Origin of the sequence: Pseudocitrobacter sp. RIT415 (assembly GCF_003057695.2) — a bacterium.
Taxonomy (GTDB): Bacteria; Pseudomonadota; Gammaproteobacteria; order Enterobacterales; family Enterobacteriaceae; genus Pseudocitrobacter; species Pseudocitrobacter faecalis.
Genome location: NZ_QBJC02000023.1, coordinates 34789 through 50517, shown reverse-complemented (window position 1 = coordinate 50517; position 15729 = coordinate 34789). Strand labels below are relative to the sequence as shown.

The window sequence follows — 15729 nt, the reverse complement described above, 5'->3', positions numbered from 1 at the left end:
GTTACGGCTTACCGCCCCGCGCCAGAATGTCGAGGAAACGGTGTACCATCACATCGCAGCGCATTCCTCTGTTATTTAACAGATTGAGTGGCGGCTGAGTGCTGTTCATCGACGCCGCGCGCACGCTCTCGGGGTATTTTTTCAGTAATTCGTGTAGCTTCATTTCGCCTTGTCGGTTCGCGCTTTCATCTCCCGTGCACAGCAAGGCACCGGCGTAATCCAGTGCGATGGCGGGGCTGTCCGGCGCGAGCTGGCTCGCTCTGGCGTATGCGCCTATCGCCATGTCGCCGTTATTCAGCACCATGCCTACCCGCCCCAGTAAACGCCAGGCATCGAGATCGTCAGGCGCACTCTGGACGTGGCTGCGCAGGCCGAGCCCCAGTTGTTCCACTTCATCCGTACGCAATGGACGTTCTGCGGGGTTTAACGCGCGTTGCACAAGACCACGAAGTTCATTTTGTGCCAGACGTAGCGTCAGCACGTTACCGATATCGGTGGTTTTCAAAAATACCCCGACGCTGATAATCACCAGCGCCAGCGCGCCGGGCAACAGCAGCCAGCGACTCTGTGGGCGAGCGGTCGGCGAGGCCGTTTCAGGAATATCTGACAATAGCGTACGTTGCAGTTCCACCACCATCGCATCACGATCCTGAGGCGCTTCCTGCTCAATTTCCTGCAGGCGCGAGTGATAAAACGCGCGGTTCAACGCGTCGTGATTGACGTCGTCGCGCGAAGACCACGGGAAGTAAAGCAGCGCAAGTGCGCCGACCAGCAGCAGCGCGGCGACGATTAAAAACAAGGTCATAGATCTTTCTCTTTGTTTAACAGGGCAGTCAGACGTTCGCGCTCTTCGTCGCTGAGCGCGTCACTTTGCGTCATGCGCCGCCGGGCGCGAGTCACCACAACCGTCGCGCCCGCTACGATAAACAGCGCCGGAATCAGCCATAGCGCAATTGTTCCCGGCGTGAGAGGCGGTTCATAGCTGACAAAATTACCGTAGCGCGCCACCATGTAATCAATAATCTGCTGTTTGCTCTGCCCCTGGCGCAACAGTTCATAGACTTTTAGCCGCATATCCGCGGCGATCATCGCGTTGGAGTCCGCGACACTGTTGTTCTGACATTTTGGGCAGCGCAGTTGCGACGTGATTTCGCGAAACGTCTGCTCCTGGGCGTCATCTTTAAACTGCCAGGTGTCGATGGCCGCCAGCGCGTTACAGGCCAGCAGCAGCGCGACAAGACCGAGTATCCAGCGCCTCATGATGACGCCTCTTTACTGTATTGCCGCCAGAGTGGGGCCAGCTGTTCCCGCCAGACGCGGTCGTCCAGCGCGCCCGCATGACGCCAGCGAATCACGCCCTGACCATCAATGAGAAACGTCTCTGGCGCACCGTAGACGCCAAGATCCAGCCCCAGCATGCCGTTGCCGTCAAACAGGCTTAGCGAGTAAGGATTACCAAGGCGATTCAACCAGTCGATCGCTTTCTGGCGATCGTCTTTATAGTTCATCCCCACAACTCTTACGCCCTGCGCAGAGAGCTGATTGAGGAACTGATGCTCGGCGCGGCAGGTTGGACACCAGGTTGCCCACACATTGAGCAGCAGCGGTTTACCGCTAACCAGTACCGAACGATCGTATTCCTCGCCGGGATTATTCAGCGATTCAAGACGAAAGGCGGGAACCGGTTTGCCAATAAGCGCCGATTCAAGCGACGTCGGATCATCCCCGCCCGCGTTACGCATCAGTTGCCACAGTAGTGCAACCGCCAGCGCCAGAAACAGCACCAGTGGGATAAAAAGTGCCTTACGCGTCATGACTGACCTCCTGACGAGATTTCCGCATCCGGTAGCGCGGGTCGAGCATGCAGCAGAGTCCCCCCAGCGCCATCAGTACGCCGCCATACCAGATCCAGCGAACAAACGGTTTGTAATAGAGACGCACCGCCCAGCTGCCGTCATCTAGCTCTTCACCCAGCGCCGCGTACAGGTCGCGCGTCAGGCCGCCATCAATGGCCGCTTCGGTCATCATCATTCGGCTGGCGCTGTAAAACCGTTTTTCCGCATACAGTGTGGCTTCTGCGCGACCATGACGCGTTACCTCGATGATACCTTCCCCACCAAACCAGTTCGGCCCGACAATGTCACGTACGCCTTTAAATACAAAGTGATACGCGTGGATATCAATGCTGTCGCCCGCCTTCATGCGCACATCGCGCTCGACGCTGTAGCTTTGACTAAAGGCGATACCGGTGACAGTCACCGCCACGCCAATATGCCCCAGCACCATGCCCCACTGGCTGCGAGAAAGTTTCGTCAACCCACGCCAGAAACCGTGACGATGGGTGGCACGTTCATGCAGTTCAATCAGTACGAAGATAAAGACCCACAGCGCCATCATCAGACCGATAACCGTCATTGCGGCGATGCGATCCTGGAGCCACCACGGCAGAACAATGGACAACACCAGCGTCAGCAGCAGCGAAATGACCAGCCGCTTAATCTGTTTCTTCGCATCATCGCGACGCCAGCGCACCAGCGGGCCGATACCCAGCAGCAGTGCAAACGGTGCCATCAGCACGGTAAACAGGGAATTAAAGAACGGCTCACCGATGGAGATACTCCCCAGTCCCAGCTCTTTATGCACCAGCGGCAGAAGTGTACCCAGCAGCACCACCAGCATGGCGGCAATCAGCAAGATGTTGTTGCCCAGCAGGAAAGATTCCCGCGACCATACTGTGTGTTCCACTCGCGCCCGCACGCTGCCGCCTTTCAGGGCATACAGCAGCAGCGAGCCGCCGATAACCAGCACCAGCAGCGCCAGAATAAACATACCCCGCGCCGGATCGGAGGCGAAAGCGTGCACCGACACCAGCACGCCGGAGCGTACCAGGAACGTGCCTAACAAACACAGCGAGAAAGCGCTGATCGCGAGCAGTACCGTCCAGGCACGGAAACTGCCGCGTTTTTCAGTCACGGCCAGGGAGTGCATGAGTGCGGTTCCCACCAGCCACGGCATAAACGAGGCGTTTTCGACCGGATCCCAGAACCACCAGCCGCCCCAGCCCAGCTCGTAATAGGCCCATGCCGAGCCGAGCACGATACCCATCGTTAAGAAGACCCACGCCGCCTGCGTCCACGGGCGCGACCAGCGCGCCCAGGCGGTATCAAGACGCCCGGCCAGTAACGAGGCTATCGCAAAAGCAAACGCGACCGAGAAACCGACGTAGCCCATATAGAGCAGCGGCGGGTGGAAGATCATGCCGATATCCTGCAACAGCGGATTGAGATCGCGCCCATCGATGGGATATTCCGGCAGCCCGCGAGTAAACGGGTTAGAGGTGAACAGAATAAACAGCAGGAAACCGGCACTGACCATGCCCATCACCGCCAGCACGCGCGCGACGGCATCCAGCGGCATCCGGCGACTGCCCAGCGCAACGGCAAAAGTCCAGCCGCTCATCAACAGCACCCACAACAGCAGCGAACCTTCGTGCGCGCCCCAGGTGGCGGCGACACGATACCAGACGGGCAGCGCAACGTTAGAGTTATCCGCTACATAGCGCACCGTGAAATCGTTGACCACGAAGGCATGCACCAGCACCAGGAACGCGGCGAGAATCGTGAAAAACAGCGCCCAACTTAAGGGCCGTGCCAGCGCCATCAGCCAGCGGCTCTGGCGATACGCGCCCCACAGGGGGTAAATCGCCAAAAGCAGCGAAAACCCTAACGCCAGACAGAGTAAAAAGTTGCCCAGTTCCGGCATCATGGGTGGTTTTCCTTTTGCACGGTTGGCGCGGTAGTCATCGCGCTGTGGATTTCCGGCGGCGTGTAGTTTTCATCGTGCTTCGCTAACACCTGCTGGGCGGTAATATGGCGTTCGCCGTCAAGGATCCCCTGCGCAACCGCCCCCTGCCCTTCGCGGAACAGGTCCGGCAAAATGCCTTTATAGCTTACTGAGACCGCGCCACGCGCGTCGTACAGGCGGAAGGTGACATCCAGCGTTTTATCATCACGTTTGATGCTGCCCGCTTCAACATAGCCCCCCACGCGCAGGCGCTGACCGATATGCGGCTTTTCCTGCGTTTCATTTTTGCCGTTGAGGATTTCCCCTGGCGTATAGAACAGGTCGATGTTAGTGCTCAGGGCATACAGCACCAGGGTCACCGCCAGCCCGAGCCCTGCCAGCACGGCCAGTACCAGATAAAGGCGAGTTTTACGGCGTGCCTGCATCAGCCTGCTCCTTGTTCATGTGTTCGCGCGCATGACGAAGCCGCTGCTCGCGACGCTGCTGACGCCTTACAGCCTGTAATAATGCGTGATGTTGCCAGAGCGAATAACCTACCAGCCCCAGCAGCACAACCAGCGTCGTTGCCACCGAAAGCCAAACATAAAAGGCGTAGCCGCCCATCGCCAGAAAATCGGCGAATGATGAGAAAGCAGGCGTCATTGCGCGCCTCCTTTGTTTGCGAGCGTCGCCACCCACGGACGGCGGCGCTCCTGCCAGAGGATCAGGTTGCGCAAACGCAACAGCGTTAAGGTGATAAACAGGCAGAGGAAACCGAAAATGCACAACCGCAGCGGCATACGCATGCTGACGTCAATGGTCTGCTGCATATTGGTGGAACCCTGATGCAGGGTGTTCCACCATAAAACCGAATAATGAATGATCGGCAAATTAACGACGCCAACCAGCGCGAGGATCCCCGCGGCACGTCCGGCAAGGCGTCGGTCATCAAAGGCGTTCCACAATGCGATTATCCCTGCATAGAGAAACAGCAGCACCAGTTCAGATGTCAGGCGCGCATCCCAGATCCACCAGGTGCCCCACATCGGTTTGCCCCAGGCCGCGCCCGTCACCAGGGCGATAAGCGTATAGCCTGCGCCAACCGGAGCCAACGCCATAAGGGTTAAGTCAGCCATTTTCATCTGCCAGACCAGGCCGACAAACGCCGCGCCCGCCATCATGGCGTAAATCCCCATTGACCATATTGCAGCCGGTACGTGCACGTACATAATGCGGTAGCTTTCACCCTGTTGATAATCAGCTGGCGCGTAGATGAATCCCCACCCCAGCCCGACAATCAACAACAGTGCGCTGAGCATCGCCAGCCATGGAAGCCAGCGGCCACAGAGGGTGTATAACCGCTCCGGTATCGCCAGTTGATGTAATAATTTCCACATAAAATTGCCCTTCCTGGTGAAAACAGGCCCGTTAAACGGAAAGCCGCAATGCGGCAGCGGTGGCGAACGGACATAGCGTCGCGCTCCCCGCCAGAAACGCGCCGAGCACCGCGAGATAACCGTCGACGGGTAGACCCGCAGCGGCCGCTTCGCAGGCGGCGGAAGCAAAAATCAGCATCGGAACCGAGAGCGGCAGCACCAGTAAACTGAGCAGAACGCCACCGCGTTTCAACCCCACCGTGAGCGCCGCGCCGACCGAACCAATAAAACTCAGGGTTGGCGTGCCCAGCAGTAGCGTCAGAAACAGCACGCCTGCGCTGTGTGCATTCATTCCCAGCAGCAGCGCCGCCAGGGGGGAAACCAGCAGCAGCGGCAGCCCGGTCATCATCCAGTGCGCCAGCACTTTCGCCATCACCACGCCCGGGAGCGGCGTCGGCAGCAGTAATTGCTGCTCCAGCGAACCGTCGAGCAGGTCATCGCGAAATAAGCGATCCATCACCAGCAGAGCGGCCAACAATGCCGCGACCCAAATAACGCCTGGCGCGATTTGCGCCAGCAGGGCGTTTTCCGGCCCAACGCTAAAGGGAAACAGCGTGATGACAATCAGGAAAAACCACAGCGGGTTTAGGATGTCCGCGCCTCGCCGCCAGGCCAGGCGCAGCTCGCAGAGAAAAATCGTCCGGATCATGAGGCGTACGCCTCCCCGCCGGATAACCTTAAGACGCGTAAGGGGCAGTCCAGCGAACGCAGCGGCTGATGAGTGGTCAGTATGACGCTGCCTCCCCTCTGCACATGTTTTTCCAGCCGATGGGTCAATGTTTCAATCGCGGCGACATCAAGGGCCGCCAGCGGTTCATCGAGGATCCATAACGCGGCATCGCTTAACCACAGTCGCGCCAGTGCGCTGCGCCGTTGCTGTCCTGCCGATAGCTGATACAGCGGTAAATCTTCGAATCCCGCAAGGCCAATCGCCAACAGCGCCGCTTCCCGCGCTTCAAGCGTCGATCGCGGATAAAAGAGGCGCAGATTCTCGTCGGCAGTCAGCGAGGCTTTGACGCCCGGTTTGTGCCCAATCCACAACATCTGTTGATGGAACGTGTCGCGCACGCGAGAAAGCCGCTCGCCTTGCCAGCATACATAGCCACTTTCGGGCTGAGTGAGACCGGTTAACAGGCGCAGCAGAGAGGTTTTACCAGAACCGTTCTCGCCCGCTATCTGCACCACTTCTCCCGGTTCTACCGTAAAAGATAGCGACTCAAATAGCACCCGTTCTTCGTAGACGCAGGTCAGTTGATTTGCGTGCAGCATGAAAAACCCTTTAACGGGGAGCGAGGCTCCCCGTTTGTCCGTTACGGCGTTGGTAGTTTGGAGATATCGGCGTTGCCCATCGCTTTTTCGTCATGAGAAAGCGATTTGCGCACCTTCGCCACATCCGATGCACTGACCGCAGGCGCGTTGTTGCCCCAACTGGTGCGGATGAAGTTGGTTACGTCCGCTACCTGTTGATCGTCCAGACGCCAGCCGAATGATGGCATGGTCAGGTTCGACACCGCCCCTTTCACCGCCGGCGTTGTGCTACCGGTGAGGATGATGTGAATCAGCGAGGTGGCATCTTCCGTCTGCACCACCGGGTTACCTTTCAGCGACGGGAATGCACGTTTATAGCCTACGCCATCGGTACGGTGACAGGCTGCGCAGTTATCCACATATAGCGACGCGCCAGGCTTGCTGTCATTCCCTTTCCACAAATCTTTCGCCACGCTGTCTTCAACCGGCGCAGGCGTCTGCTTACCGTCGCGCGGCGGCAGGGATTTGAGGTAGCGGGAAATCGCCGTAATGTCCTCGTCAGAGAGATATTGCAGGCTGTGCTCAACCACATCGCTCATACCGCCGAAGACCACGGATTTGTCGTTACGCCCGGTTTTCAGGAATTCCGCCAGCTCCGCTTCGCTCCAGGTGCCAAGACCGTCACGGTTTTCACCGCGCAGGCTCGACGCCACCCAACCATCGATCGGGCTGTTGCTGCCGGAAAGATAGTTATCGCCATCTTTCTCGCTCAGGGCTTTTTCCTGCATGGTCAGGCTACGCGGCGTATGGCATGCGCCACAGTGCCCCAGCCCTTCCACCAGATAACGGCCGCGTTCCAGCACCGGATCGGCGTTGGGATTGATGACAAAGTCTTTTGGCGTTGGCGCAAACATCAAACGCCAGATAGAGAGCGGCCAGCGCATTGAGAGCGGCCACGGAATATCGGAGTCGCGGTTCGGCTCGGCCTGCGGTTCCACGCCATGCATAAAGTAGGCGTACATCGCGCGCATATCCGCTTCACTCACGCGAGCAAACGACGGGAATGGCATCGCCGGGTACAACGTTGATCCATCTTTGCGTACCCCTTTACGCACCGCATCGTCAAACTCTTCGAAGGTGTAATCGCCGATGCCGTTCTTTTTGTCCGGCGTAATGTTGGTCGAGTAAATGGTGCCGATCGGTGTTTCCATCGGCAGGCCACCGGCGAACGGTTTGCCGTCCTTACCGTTGGTATGGCAAGCCACACAGTCGCCCGCCCGCGCCAGGTATTCCCCCTGACGAATGAGATTGCTGTCGGTTGTCGCATCCTGCGCGAAGCTTGCGAAGCTCAGCGCGCCCAGCACCAGCGCCGATAACAGTTGAATTTTCATCGTTGCCTTCCTTATGCCTGTACCAGTGGGCCTGGGTTTTTCAGATACTGTTCACGGATCGCTTTTGCAGACCAATACGCCAGCGCGGCAACCGTCCCTGTTGGGTTATATCCCAGCCCCTGCGGGAAGGCCGAAGCGCCAATAACGAACACATTGTGCACATCCCAGCTTTGCAGATAGCGGTTCACCGCACTGGTTTTTGGATCTTCGCCCATCACCGCCCCACCGTTCATGTGGGTGGTCTGATAGGTGGTGGTATCGAAATGACTGTTGGCGTTTTTCGGGCTGCCGAGCATATATTTCGGGTTCATCGCTTTAGCGATCGGTGCCATCTTGTCGTACATAAACTGCGCCATCTTGATGTCGTTTTCCTGCCAGTCGAACGTCATACGCAGCAGCGGCTGGCCGTAGATGTTTTTGTAGTGAGGATCGAGGTCAAGATAGTTCTGACGATAGGACTGGTGTGCGCCGTGGGCATCCATCGACAGATGATGCGTATAGGTATCGGCGACCGCCGCTTTCCACTTGCTTCCCCATGCCGGGGTTCCCGGAGGCACAGGCAGGCCGGAGATCGGTTTAGTACCAGCCTGGTTTACCCAGAACGGCGAGCCGCCAACAAAACCAGCACTACCGTGATCAAAGTTATCAGCGTTGAAATCATCGATGCCCACGCCGTTACCGCCTGCCCCGATGAACGGGTTAGTGAAGGTATCTTTATCAAAGATAGCTTTAATTGTTGTCATGTTCTGGTAGGCAAAGTTACGCCCTACCACGCCTTCCCCGGTTTCAGGGTTGTAAGGCTTACCGATACCCGACAGCAGCATCAGGTGGACGTTGTGGAACTGGAACGCGCCGACGATCACCAGATCGGCTGGCTGCTCCACTTCACGCCCCTGCGCATCGACATAGGTCACCCCCGTCGCACGGGTTTTATCATCGGTCAGATTGACTTTAAGTACGTTCGAGTTGGTACGCAGTTCAAAGCGTTTTTCCATCCGCAGCGCAGGCAGAATATTCACGTTTGGCGAGGCTTTGGAGTACATGTAACAGGCATAACCGCTACAGAATCCGCAGAAGTTACACGGCCCCATCTGCGCGCCGTAGGTGTTGGTATAGGAATCGGAGGTATTCGCCGACGGCAGGTTATAAGGGTGATAGCCCACTTCGCGCGCCGCTTTTTCAAACAGTTGCGCAGACCAGGTATTTTTCTGCGCAGGCAGCGGGAAATCGTCTGAACGATCCGGCGCAAACGGGTTACCGCCGCGATCTTTGCCGACCACTTTTCCTTTCACTGACCAGGCGGTACCGGAGGTACCAAATACTTTTTCCGCTTTGTCGAAGAACGGCTCAAGCTCGTCGTAGGTCACCCCGAAGTCCTGAATGATCATGTCCTGCGGAATGAAGTTTTTCCCGTAACGTTCTTCGTAGTGGCTGCGCATACGCAGTTCGACCGGATCAACACGGAAATGCACACCTGACCAGTGTAGCCCGGCGCCGCCGACACCCGTACCCGGCAGGAATGCGGCAAGCTGACGATAGGGAACCGCGGTCTGGCTGGTGTTATGGCGAATCGTGACGGTGCTTTTGGAGAGATCCTGGAACAGCTTGCGACGAATATTGTAGGTCAGTTCATCAATAACTTGAGGATATGCGCCATCCGGCCAGGTGTCGCGCATCGGGCCGCGCTCCAGCGCCACCACGTTCAGCCCGGCCTCGGTCAGTTCTTTGGCCATAATTGCGCCAACCCAACCGAATCCGACGATCACCGCGTCGGTTTTTTTCATTACTGTTGCCATCGTTATGCCCTCTCCCCATTAATTGATACCGGCGGGAAGGGGTAACGCTCGCCCCGTTCAACCCAGTCCATAAAGTCGGCGCGCGCGCCGGGAAAATTGATCAACGTCCAGCCCACCATGCCTTTGTTACCGCCATGAATCGGATCGCTGAAGAATCCTTCGCGGGTGTTCTGGAGTAAGTAGGAGAAGAACAGAGAGGCGGGAAGCTGTTTAAAGCTGGCGGCACCTGATTCAAACTGGCTCAGGGCGGCGTCCTGCTTTGCACCGTCCAGCTCGGCAAACGGTTTGCCATACTGCTGGCGGCACCAGTCGTTGGCTTCGACAATGCCCAGGTTATAGATTTGCTTTGGCACCAGCGGAAGTTGATAACCCATCTCTTTCGGTACATCCGGGTTAAATGGGCCCTGCATGTACCAGATCGAGCCAGTGGCATACGGCGTATTCATCTGGCGATCGATGAACTCAGGGACGCCCGCTTCCAGCGCGCCTGGGCCGCGTTCATCCGCAGGAATAAGCCGCGCGACGGCGGCTTTGACAAACGTCCACTCATCACTGTTAAAAAATTGCGGCGTCCACTCACCCTGGTCGGGCGTTGAGTGAGGCTTACTTTCTGCGGCGACGGCGTTTTCAACCATCCCCAGGGCGCCCACACTGCTGCCGCCCACCACTACCGCAGGAATTAACGTCATCGACTTGACCAGAAAGTCACGTCTCGAACTGTTTGTTTTCTCGCTCGACATTGTCACACATCCCTTCAATTAATTTTCACACGCTACCGAATAAGAAAATACCTAGCCAATAAAAGAAATATTACCATTCCAACAAAATCGCTCGAATGGCAATATGAGTCATTAACCTTTCGGCCTCTTAATGGGCCTGAAGGCATAATTATGGCATCAATGATAGACCATTAATGCTATAGATTATTTGCGATCGAGTGAATAGCTGCCAGGGCCGGTGAAAGCCAGCAGTAAGAATCCGCCGCAGATACTGACGTTTTTAAAGAAATTGGTCATTGCCATGTACTGGTCCATTCCGGTCATGCTCCAGTAAGGATGGCCGATTATAGCCGTTGCCACGGTGTAGACGGCCAGAAGCAGTGCCAGTGGGCGGGTGAAATAACCGGCAACAATCAGCAAGCCAAACACCAGCTCAACAATAACGGCAATAATCGCGGAAAGTTGCGGCAACGGTGCGCCAACCGACGCCATATAGCCCACGGTACCCTCAAACCCCATCATTTTCTGCCAGCCAAATAACACAAACAGGATTACCAGTAAAATACGGGCTACCAGTAAAAAACCATTTTTATATTTGTCCAGCGATAAGTACTGCATGATATTTCCCTAGATAAAACAATAAATTACAAAACACTCTTTTATGACATTGAGTGAAGGCGCTTCAGATACGTCTGAAGGCCATTCCCGTAAAAAGCGCCATCGCGATGAGATAACACTACTTTTTACATGCGCATTCTATTCCTTCAGAATTACCTTACAACATCAAATCAGGATACTCAGTGTCTCAGTTTAGTTGACGAACCCCGGATTGCCTTAACGTTTCAACATGCAAAAAGTGCTATTTAGAAATTACTCAGCCTGAATGGTGTATTTGTGTGCAATTAATAACATCGCTAAAAAGTTTCATCGATTTATCATTATCGCGCTATACGGGTAAAACGAGGAACATCGGGGGAAAACAGATACAGAAATAGTAAAGGTATTGGCTATTAATAACAATACATCCATTACCATTTGCAAATTGCAGATAATTGAAATGAGTGCTAAGCCTGTAATCCTGGCACTCATGTTGATAAAGCCACGCCCCCCAAATAGCGGGGCGATTAATTCAGTACGATCTCAATACTTTTTGATACGAAATGCGATAACACTATTTCGCCAGCAACTCTCGGCGAATAATTTCCGCACCAGCGCTCAACGCATTGAGTTTTCCTGCCGCCACCTGACGGGCCAAAGGCGCCATCCCACAGTTAGTCGAAGGGTAAAGCTTATCTGCATCGACAAACTGAAGCGCTTTGCGCAGGGTATCAGCAACCTCTTCCGCCGTCTCAATGGCAGAGGTTGCCACATCAATGGCCCCGACCATCACTTTTTTACCGCGAATCAACGCCAGCAGATCCATCGGGACGCGCGAGTTGTGGCACTCCAGCGAGATGATATCGATTGTCGATTGTTGCAGTTTCGGAAACGCCTCTTCATATTGCCGCCATTCGGAGCCCAGCGTCTTTTTCCAGTCGGTGTTAGCTTTGATGCCGTATCCATAGCAGATATGCACCGCCGTTTCGCATTTCAGCCCTTCAACGGCTCTTTCCAGCGCGGCGATGCCCCAGTCATTCACTTCATCAAAAAACACGTTAAAGGCCGGTTCATCAAACTGGATAATATCGACGCCCGCCGCTTCTAACTCTTTGGCTTCCTGATTGAGGATTTTGGCAAATTCCCATGCCAGTTTTTCACGACTTTTATAATGCGCGTCATACAGCGTGTCGATCATGGTCATCGGCCCAGGCAGCGCCCATTTAATGGGTTGTTTCGTAAGCTGGCGCAGATAGCGGGCATCGTCGACAAACACCGGTTTTTGACGTTCAACGGCGCCGACAACGGTGGGAACACTGGCGTCATAGCGATTACGAATTTTAACGACTTCACGTTTTTCAAAATCCACGCCGCTGAGGTGCTCAATAAACGTGGTCACAAAATGCTGACGCGTTTGCTCACCATCACTGACAATATCAATGCCCGCGCGTAACTGATCGTCCAGTGATAAACGTAGGGCATCTTGTTTGCCCGCAATTAATTCTTCGTTTTGCAATTTCCACGGCGACCAGAGCGTCTCGGGTTGAGCAAGCCATAACGGTTTCGGTAAACTGCCAGCAGTCGAGGTTGGGAGCAATGTTTTCATAACAGGTGACCTTATCTTTTCAATTAATCAAAGCGCGTAGTGAGCGGACCATTGCTCAAGAATATGCTGGTACGGTTTAATAAAGTGTTGCTCGGTGAACTTCCCTTGTTCAATCGCCAACTGGCTGCGTTCTTCGCGGTCATAGACAATTTTCGTTAACGAGTGATCGTCATGATTGAGATCCGGTTGATAGTGCAGCCCGGCAGGTGAATTCGCGTTATAAATTTCCGGGCGATAGATCTTCTGGAATGTCTCCATTGTGCTAATCGTGCCGATCAATTCAAGGTCGGTATAATCGCTCAGTAAATCGCCGGTGAAATAAAAGGCGAGCGGTGCCACGCTGCCTTTCGGCATAAAATAGCGTACCTGTAACCCCATCTTATTGAAGTATTTCTCCGTTAACGAGGTGCCTTCCTGCTGGTACTCGTGACCAAGCACAGGATGTTGATTTCCGGTTTGTTGATAGGTGTCTTTGCTCGACACGCTCAGACAGATAACCGGCGATTTTTTGAAGTTATCGCTATAGACACGGGAGTGGATGAAATGCCTGAAGATATTCCCGTGCAGCTCACCAAAATTCCCCGGAATACTGAATTGGGTCGTATTTTTATTATGTTCTAACAGCAATACGCTGAAGTCATAATCACGCACGTAGGATGAGAAATTATTTCCCACAATACCGTCGATACGCTCTCCCACTTTCTTGTCGAGAATCGTGGTTTGTAATATTTCGATCACCGGGAAGACGTCGTTCTGGCCTTTGATGCTCATGTCTACGGAGATAATCTCCAGCTCGACTGAATAGCGATCGCCTTTCGGGTTATCCCAATAGGCCAGCGAGTTAAATCGGTTATCGATCATCTTTAAGGTGTTGCGTAAATTCTGCTGACGATTTTCCCCACGCGCCAGATTCGCAAAGTTAGTGGTAATACGCGTGTTTTCTGAAGGGTTATAATTCTCATCAAATCGACTGCGCTTGATGGTAAAAGTAAATTCGTTATTCATCGTTTTCTGGCACCCTGGGTTCAGACATGAAACCGCGCATTAGCGTCAACAAGTCAGATGTAACTGGCTTGTTGACGCCGCACTATTCATGTTGTCAGTAAGTTATGGTGATATTAATGACAGAGCCGCAGGGGAAGAGAAAGCGAGTTAATTTCACTGCAACATGAGCGATGTTCATGTTGGCGATTGGGTCATGCGGAGGGTGTGATGACACTGAAAGGATGCGGAAAAGCAAAAACCCCAGACAATTTCTTGTCTGGGGTTTCGTATTTGGCGGAAGCGTAGAGATTCGAACTCTAGAACCCTTTCGGGTCGCCGGTTTTCAAGACCGGTGCCTTCAACCGCTCGGCCACGCTTCCAATGAGGCGCACTATAAACATCCCGCCCCGACCTGTAAAGCCCCATTTTGTTCGTTTGCCTGAAAAACAGTCAAAAACGTGTTATTCGTCTGAAATTACAACAAAATGGCGAGTTTTTCGGCACTTACAGCGCGCTCATTTCGATTAATGCTTCTTGATGTACATATCCTTTGTGAAGTAATAACCCAGTCTGTCGGGCGTAAAGCCCCCCACCCACGGTTTCACCAGGTGCGAGCGGACATAGTGGTATACCGGAATAGAGGGCACATCCTGCGCTAACAGATCTTCAGCTTGTTGATAATAACGTCCGCGCGCGGCGATATCAGGGGCTTTCGCCGCATTCAGCAGTGCGGCGTCGTAGGCAGGGTTGCTGTAGCGGCTGGTATTACTGCTATCGCCGGTACGGTAGTTGTTAAGGAAGGTGGTGGCATCGTCATAATCGGCAATCCAGGCGTAGCGTACGGCGTCAAAATTTCCCGTGCGTTTCGCGTCGAGCATCGTTTTCCACTCCTGGTTTTGCAGTTTGGCCTCCACGCCGAGATTTTTCTTCCACATTGATGCCGCAGCAATAGCAATCCGTTGATGCGATTCCGAAGTGTTATAGAGCAGATTAAAACTCAGCGGGTGGTCGTCGCCAAAACCGGCTTCCGTCAGCAACTTTTTGGCTTCGGCAATCCGTTTCTCGCGTGGCCAGCTGGCATATTCGGGGTTCTTAAGCGTGATACCGCCTATCTCCGGCTGACTCACCAGCCATGCCGGACGTTGCCCCTGTCCTAATACTTTCTCAGCAATGATCTCTTTATCCAGCGCCATATTCAGCGCACGGCGCACGCGGGCGTCGTTGAAAGGTGGACGCGTGGTGTTGAGTTCATAGTAATAGGTCGCCAGATGAGGAGAAACATCAAGCTGTTCCGGCATCGTTTTCTTCAGCAGCGCAAACTGGTTAATCGGCACCGTTGAGGTAATGTCGATTTCTCCCGCTCGATAGCGGTTTACATCCGCCGCTTCCGATGAGATGGGCAGATAAGTGACCTGATTGATCACCGTGTGGGCGTCATCCCAGTAACGCGGATTGCGTTTGCCGACAATTCGCTCATTGACGATCCATTGCGACAATGTGTAGGGGCCGCTGCTGACAAAGTGCTCGGGCTTAGTCCATTTCTCGGCAAAGCGGGTGACCAGCGTCTTATCCAGCGCCACCAACGACGGGTGCGCCAGCATCGGCAAAAACGCGGCGGTAGGCTGCGTGAGCGTAATTTCCAGCGTTTTATCATCAAGCGCTTTAACGCCCAGCGTATCCGGCGCTTTTTTCCCTTCAGCGATATCGCCAGCATTGACGATGTTCATATTGCCCAGATAGCTGGCGTAGGGTGACGCCGTTTTCGGGTCAACCAGCCGCTGCCAGCTCCAGACGACATCCTGCGCGGTAATCGGTGTGCCATCGGACCAGGTAATGCCCTCGCGCAGGTGGAATATCCAGTTACCCTTGTTCTCCCACGATGCCGCCAGCCGGGGTTCAATCGTGCCATCAGGCTTCACCGCCACCAGCCCGTCGAACATGTCGCTGATGATATTAAACTCAACGTCACTTTCCACTTTATGCGGGTCGAGCGAGGCGGGCTCGCTGCCGTTGTTTCTGATCAGTTCCTGTTTATCCGCAAGTACCGTGCCTTCCGGTACGTTCGCCGCGCTGACTGCGGTAGTGAAGAACGCCAGCCCTGTTGCCAGCATGATGGCGGTAATACGGTTGTGATGATGTGGTTTCATTTCCCTTGCCTTTATTTTAATT

The 15729-nt window shown here is 54.6% G+C and carries 16 protein-coding genes and 1 tRNA gene; all 17 read right to left on the bottom strand.

Features of this window, described 5'->3' with window-relative positions:
• Position 1 precedes the first annotated feature (1 nt).
• Positions 2-805, bottom strand: a complete 804-nt coding sequence (ccmI, locus tag DBY68_RS18945) for a c-type cytochrome biogenesis protein CcmI (RefSeq protein ID WP_108474521.1) — start codon at positions 803-805, stop codon at positions 2-4.
• Positions 802-1260 carry a cytochrome c-type biogenesis protein gene (locus DBY68_RS18940; RefSeq protein WP_108474522.1) on the bottom strand — a complete coding sequence of 153 codons (459 nt, stop codon included), beginning with the start codon at positions 1258-1260 and terminating at the stop codon, positions 802-804. Before DBY68_RS18940 ends, ccmI begins: the two co-directional genes overlap by 4 nt.
• Positions 1257-1814, bottom strand: coding sequence for a DsbE family thiol:disulfide interchange protein (locus DBY68_RS18935; protein WP_108474523.1), 558 nt, complete (start codon positions 1812-1814; stop codon positions 1257-1259). Before DBY68_RS18935 ends, DBY68_RS18940 begins: the two co-directional genes overlap by 4 nt.
• Positions 1804-3765, bottom strand: coding sequence for a heme lyase CcmF/NrfE family subunit (locus tag DBY68_RS18930; protein ID WP_108474524.1), 1962 nt, complete (start codon positions 3763-3765; stop codon positions 1804-1806). Before DBY68_RS18930 ends, DBY68_RS18935 begins: the two co-directional genes overlap by 11 nt.
• On the bottom strand, positions 3762-4229 hold the full coding sequence (gene ccmE, locus DBY68_RS18925) for a cytochrome c maturation protein CcmE (RefSeq protein WP_108474525.1): 468 nt from the start codon (positions 4227-4229) through the stop codon (positions 3762-3764). The genes DBY68_RS18930 and ccmE overlap by 4 nt, the downstream gene beginning before the upstream one ends.
• On the bottom strand, positions 4213-4446 hold the full coding sequence (gene ccmD / locus DBY68_RS18920) for a heme exporter protein CcmD (protein WP_108474526.1): 234 nt from the start codon (positions 4444-4446) through the stop codon (positions 4213-4215). The genes ccmE and ccmD overlap by 17 nt, the downstream gene beginning before the upstream one ends.
• Positions 4443-5180, bottom strand: coding sequence for a heme ABC transporter permease (locus DBY68_RS18915; protein ID WP_108474527.1), 738 nt, complete (start codon positions 5178-5180; stop codon positions 4443-4445). The genes ccmD and DBY68_RS18915 overlap by 4 nt, the downstream gene beginning before the upstream one ends.
• 31 nt (positions 5181-5211) lie before the next feature.
• On the bottom strand, positions 5212-5868 hold the full coding sequence (gene ccmB / locus DBY68_RS18910) for a heme exporter protein CcmB (RefSeq protein WP_108474528.1): 657 nt from the start codon (positions 5866-5868) through the stop codon (positions 5212-5214).
• Complete coding sequence (gene ccmA, locus DBY68_RS18905; protein ID WP_108474529.1) at positions 5865-6488, bottom strand: cytochrome c biogenesis heme-transporting ATPase CcmA; 624 nt, start codon at positions 6486-6488, stop codon at positions 5865-5867. The genes ccmB and ccmA overlap by 4 nt, the downstream gene beginning before the upstream one ends.
• Positions 6489-6529: 41 nt before the next feature.
• Positions 6530-7858 carry a cytochrome c gene (locus DBY68_RS18900; RefSeq protein ID WP_108474530.1) on the bottom strand — a complete coding sequence of 443 codons (1329 nt, stop codon included), beginning with the start codon at positions 7856-7858 and terminating at the stop codon, positions 6530-6532.
• 11 nt (positions 7859-7869) lie between these two features.
• The gene (locus DBY68_RS18895) at positions 7870-9654 is read right to left on the bottom strand and encodes a GMC family oxidoreductase (RefSeq protein ID WP_108474531.1); all 1785 of its coding nucleotides are present in this window, start codon (positions 9652-9654) and stop codon (positions 7870-7872) included.
• 2 nt (positions 9655-9656) lie between these two features.
• Positions 9657-10394 carry a gluconate 2-dehydrogenase subunit 3 family protein gene (locus tag DBY68_RS18890; protein WP_108474532.1) on the bottom strand — a complete coding sequence of 246 codons (738 nt, stop codon included), beginning with the start codon at positions 10392-10394 and terminating at the stop codon, positions 9657-9659.
• A gap of 183 nt (positions 10395-10577) precedes the next feature.
• Positions 10578-10991, bottom strand: coding sequence for a DoxX family protein (locus DBY68_RS18885; protein ID WP_108474533.1), 414 nt, complete (start codon positions 10989-10991; stop codon positions 10578-10580).
• A 553-nt stretch (positions 10992-11544) separates the two neighbouring features.
• On the bottom strand, positions 11545-12576 hold the full coding sequence (locus tag DBY68_RS18880) for a methionine synthase (protein WP_108474534.1): 1032 nt from the start codon (positions 12574-12576) through the stop codon (positions 11545-11547).
• 27 nt (positions 12577-12603) lie between these two features.
• The gene (locus tag DBY68_RS18875) at positions 12604-13581 is read right to left on the bottom strand and encodes a DUF1852 domain-containing protein (protein WP_108474535.1); all 978 of its coding nucleotides are present in this window, start codon (positions 13579-13581) and stop codon (positions 12604-12606) included.
• Positions 13582-13852: 271 nt separating this feature from the next.
• Positions 13853-13940 (bottom strand) — tRNA-Ser (locus tag DBY68_RS18870).
• 144 nt (positions 13941-14084) lie between these two features.
• Positions 14085-15707 carry an ABC transporter substrate-binding protein gene (locus tag DBY68_RS18865; RefSeq protein ID WP_108474536.1) on the bottom strand — a complete coding sequence of 541 codons (1623 nt, stop codon included), beginning with the start codon at positions 15705-15707 and terminating at the stop codon, positions 14085-14087.
• Between the last annotated feature and the right edge of the window lie 22 nt (positions 15708-15729).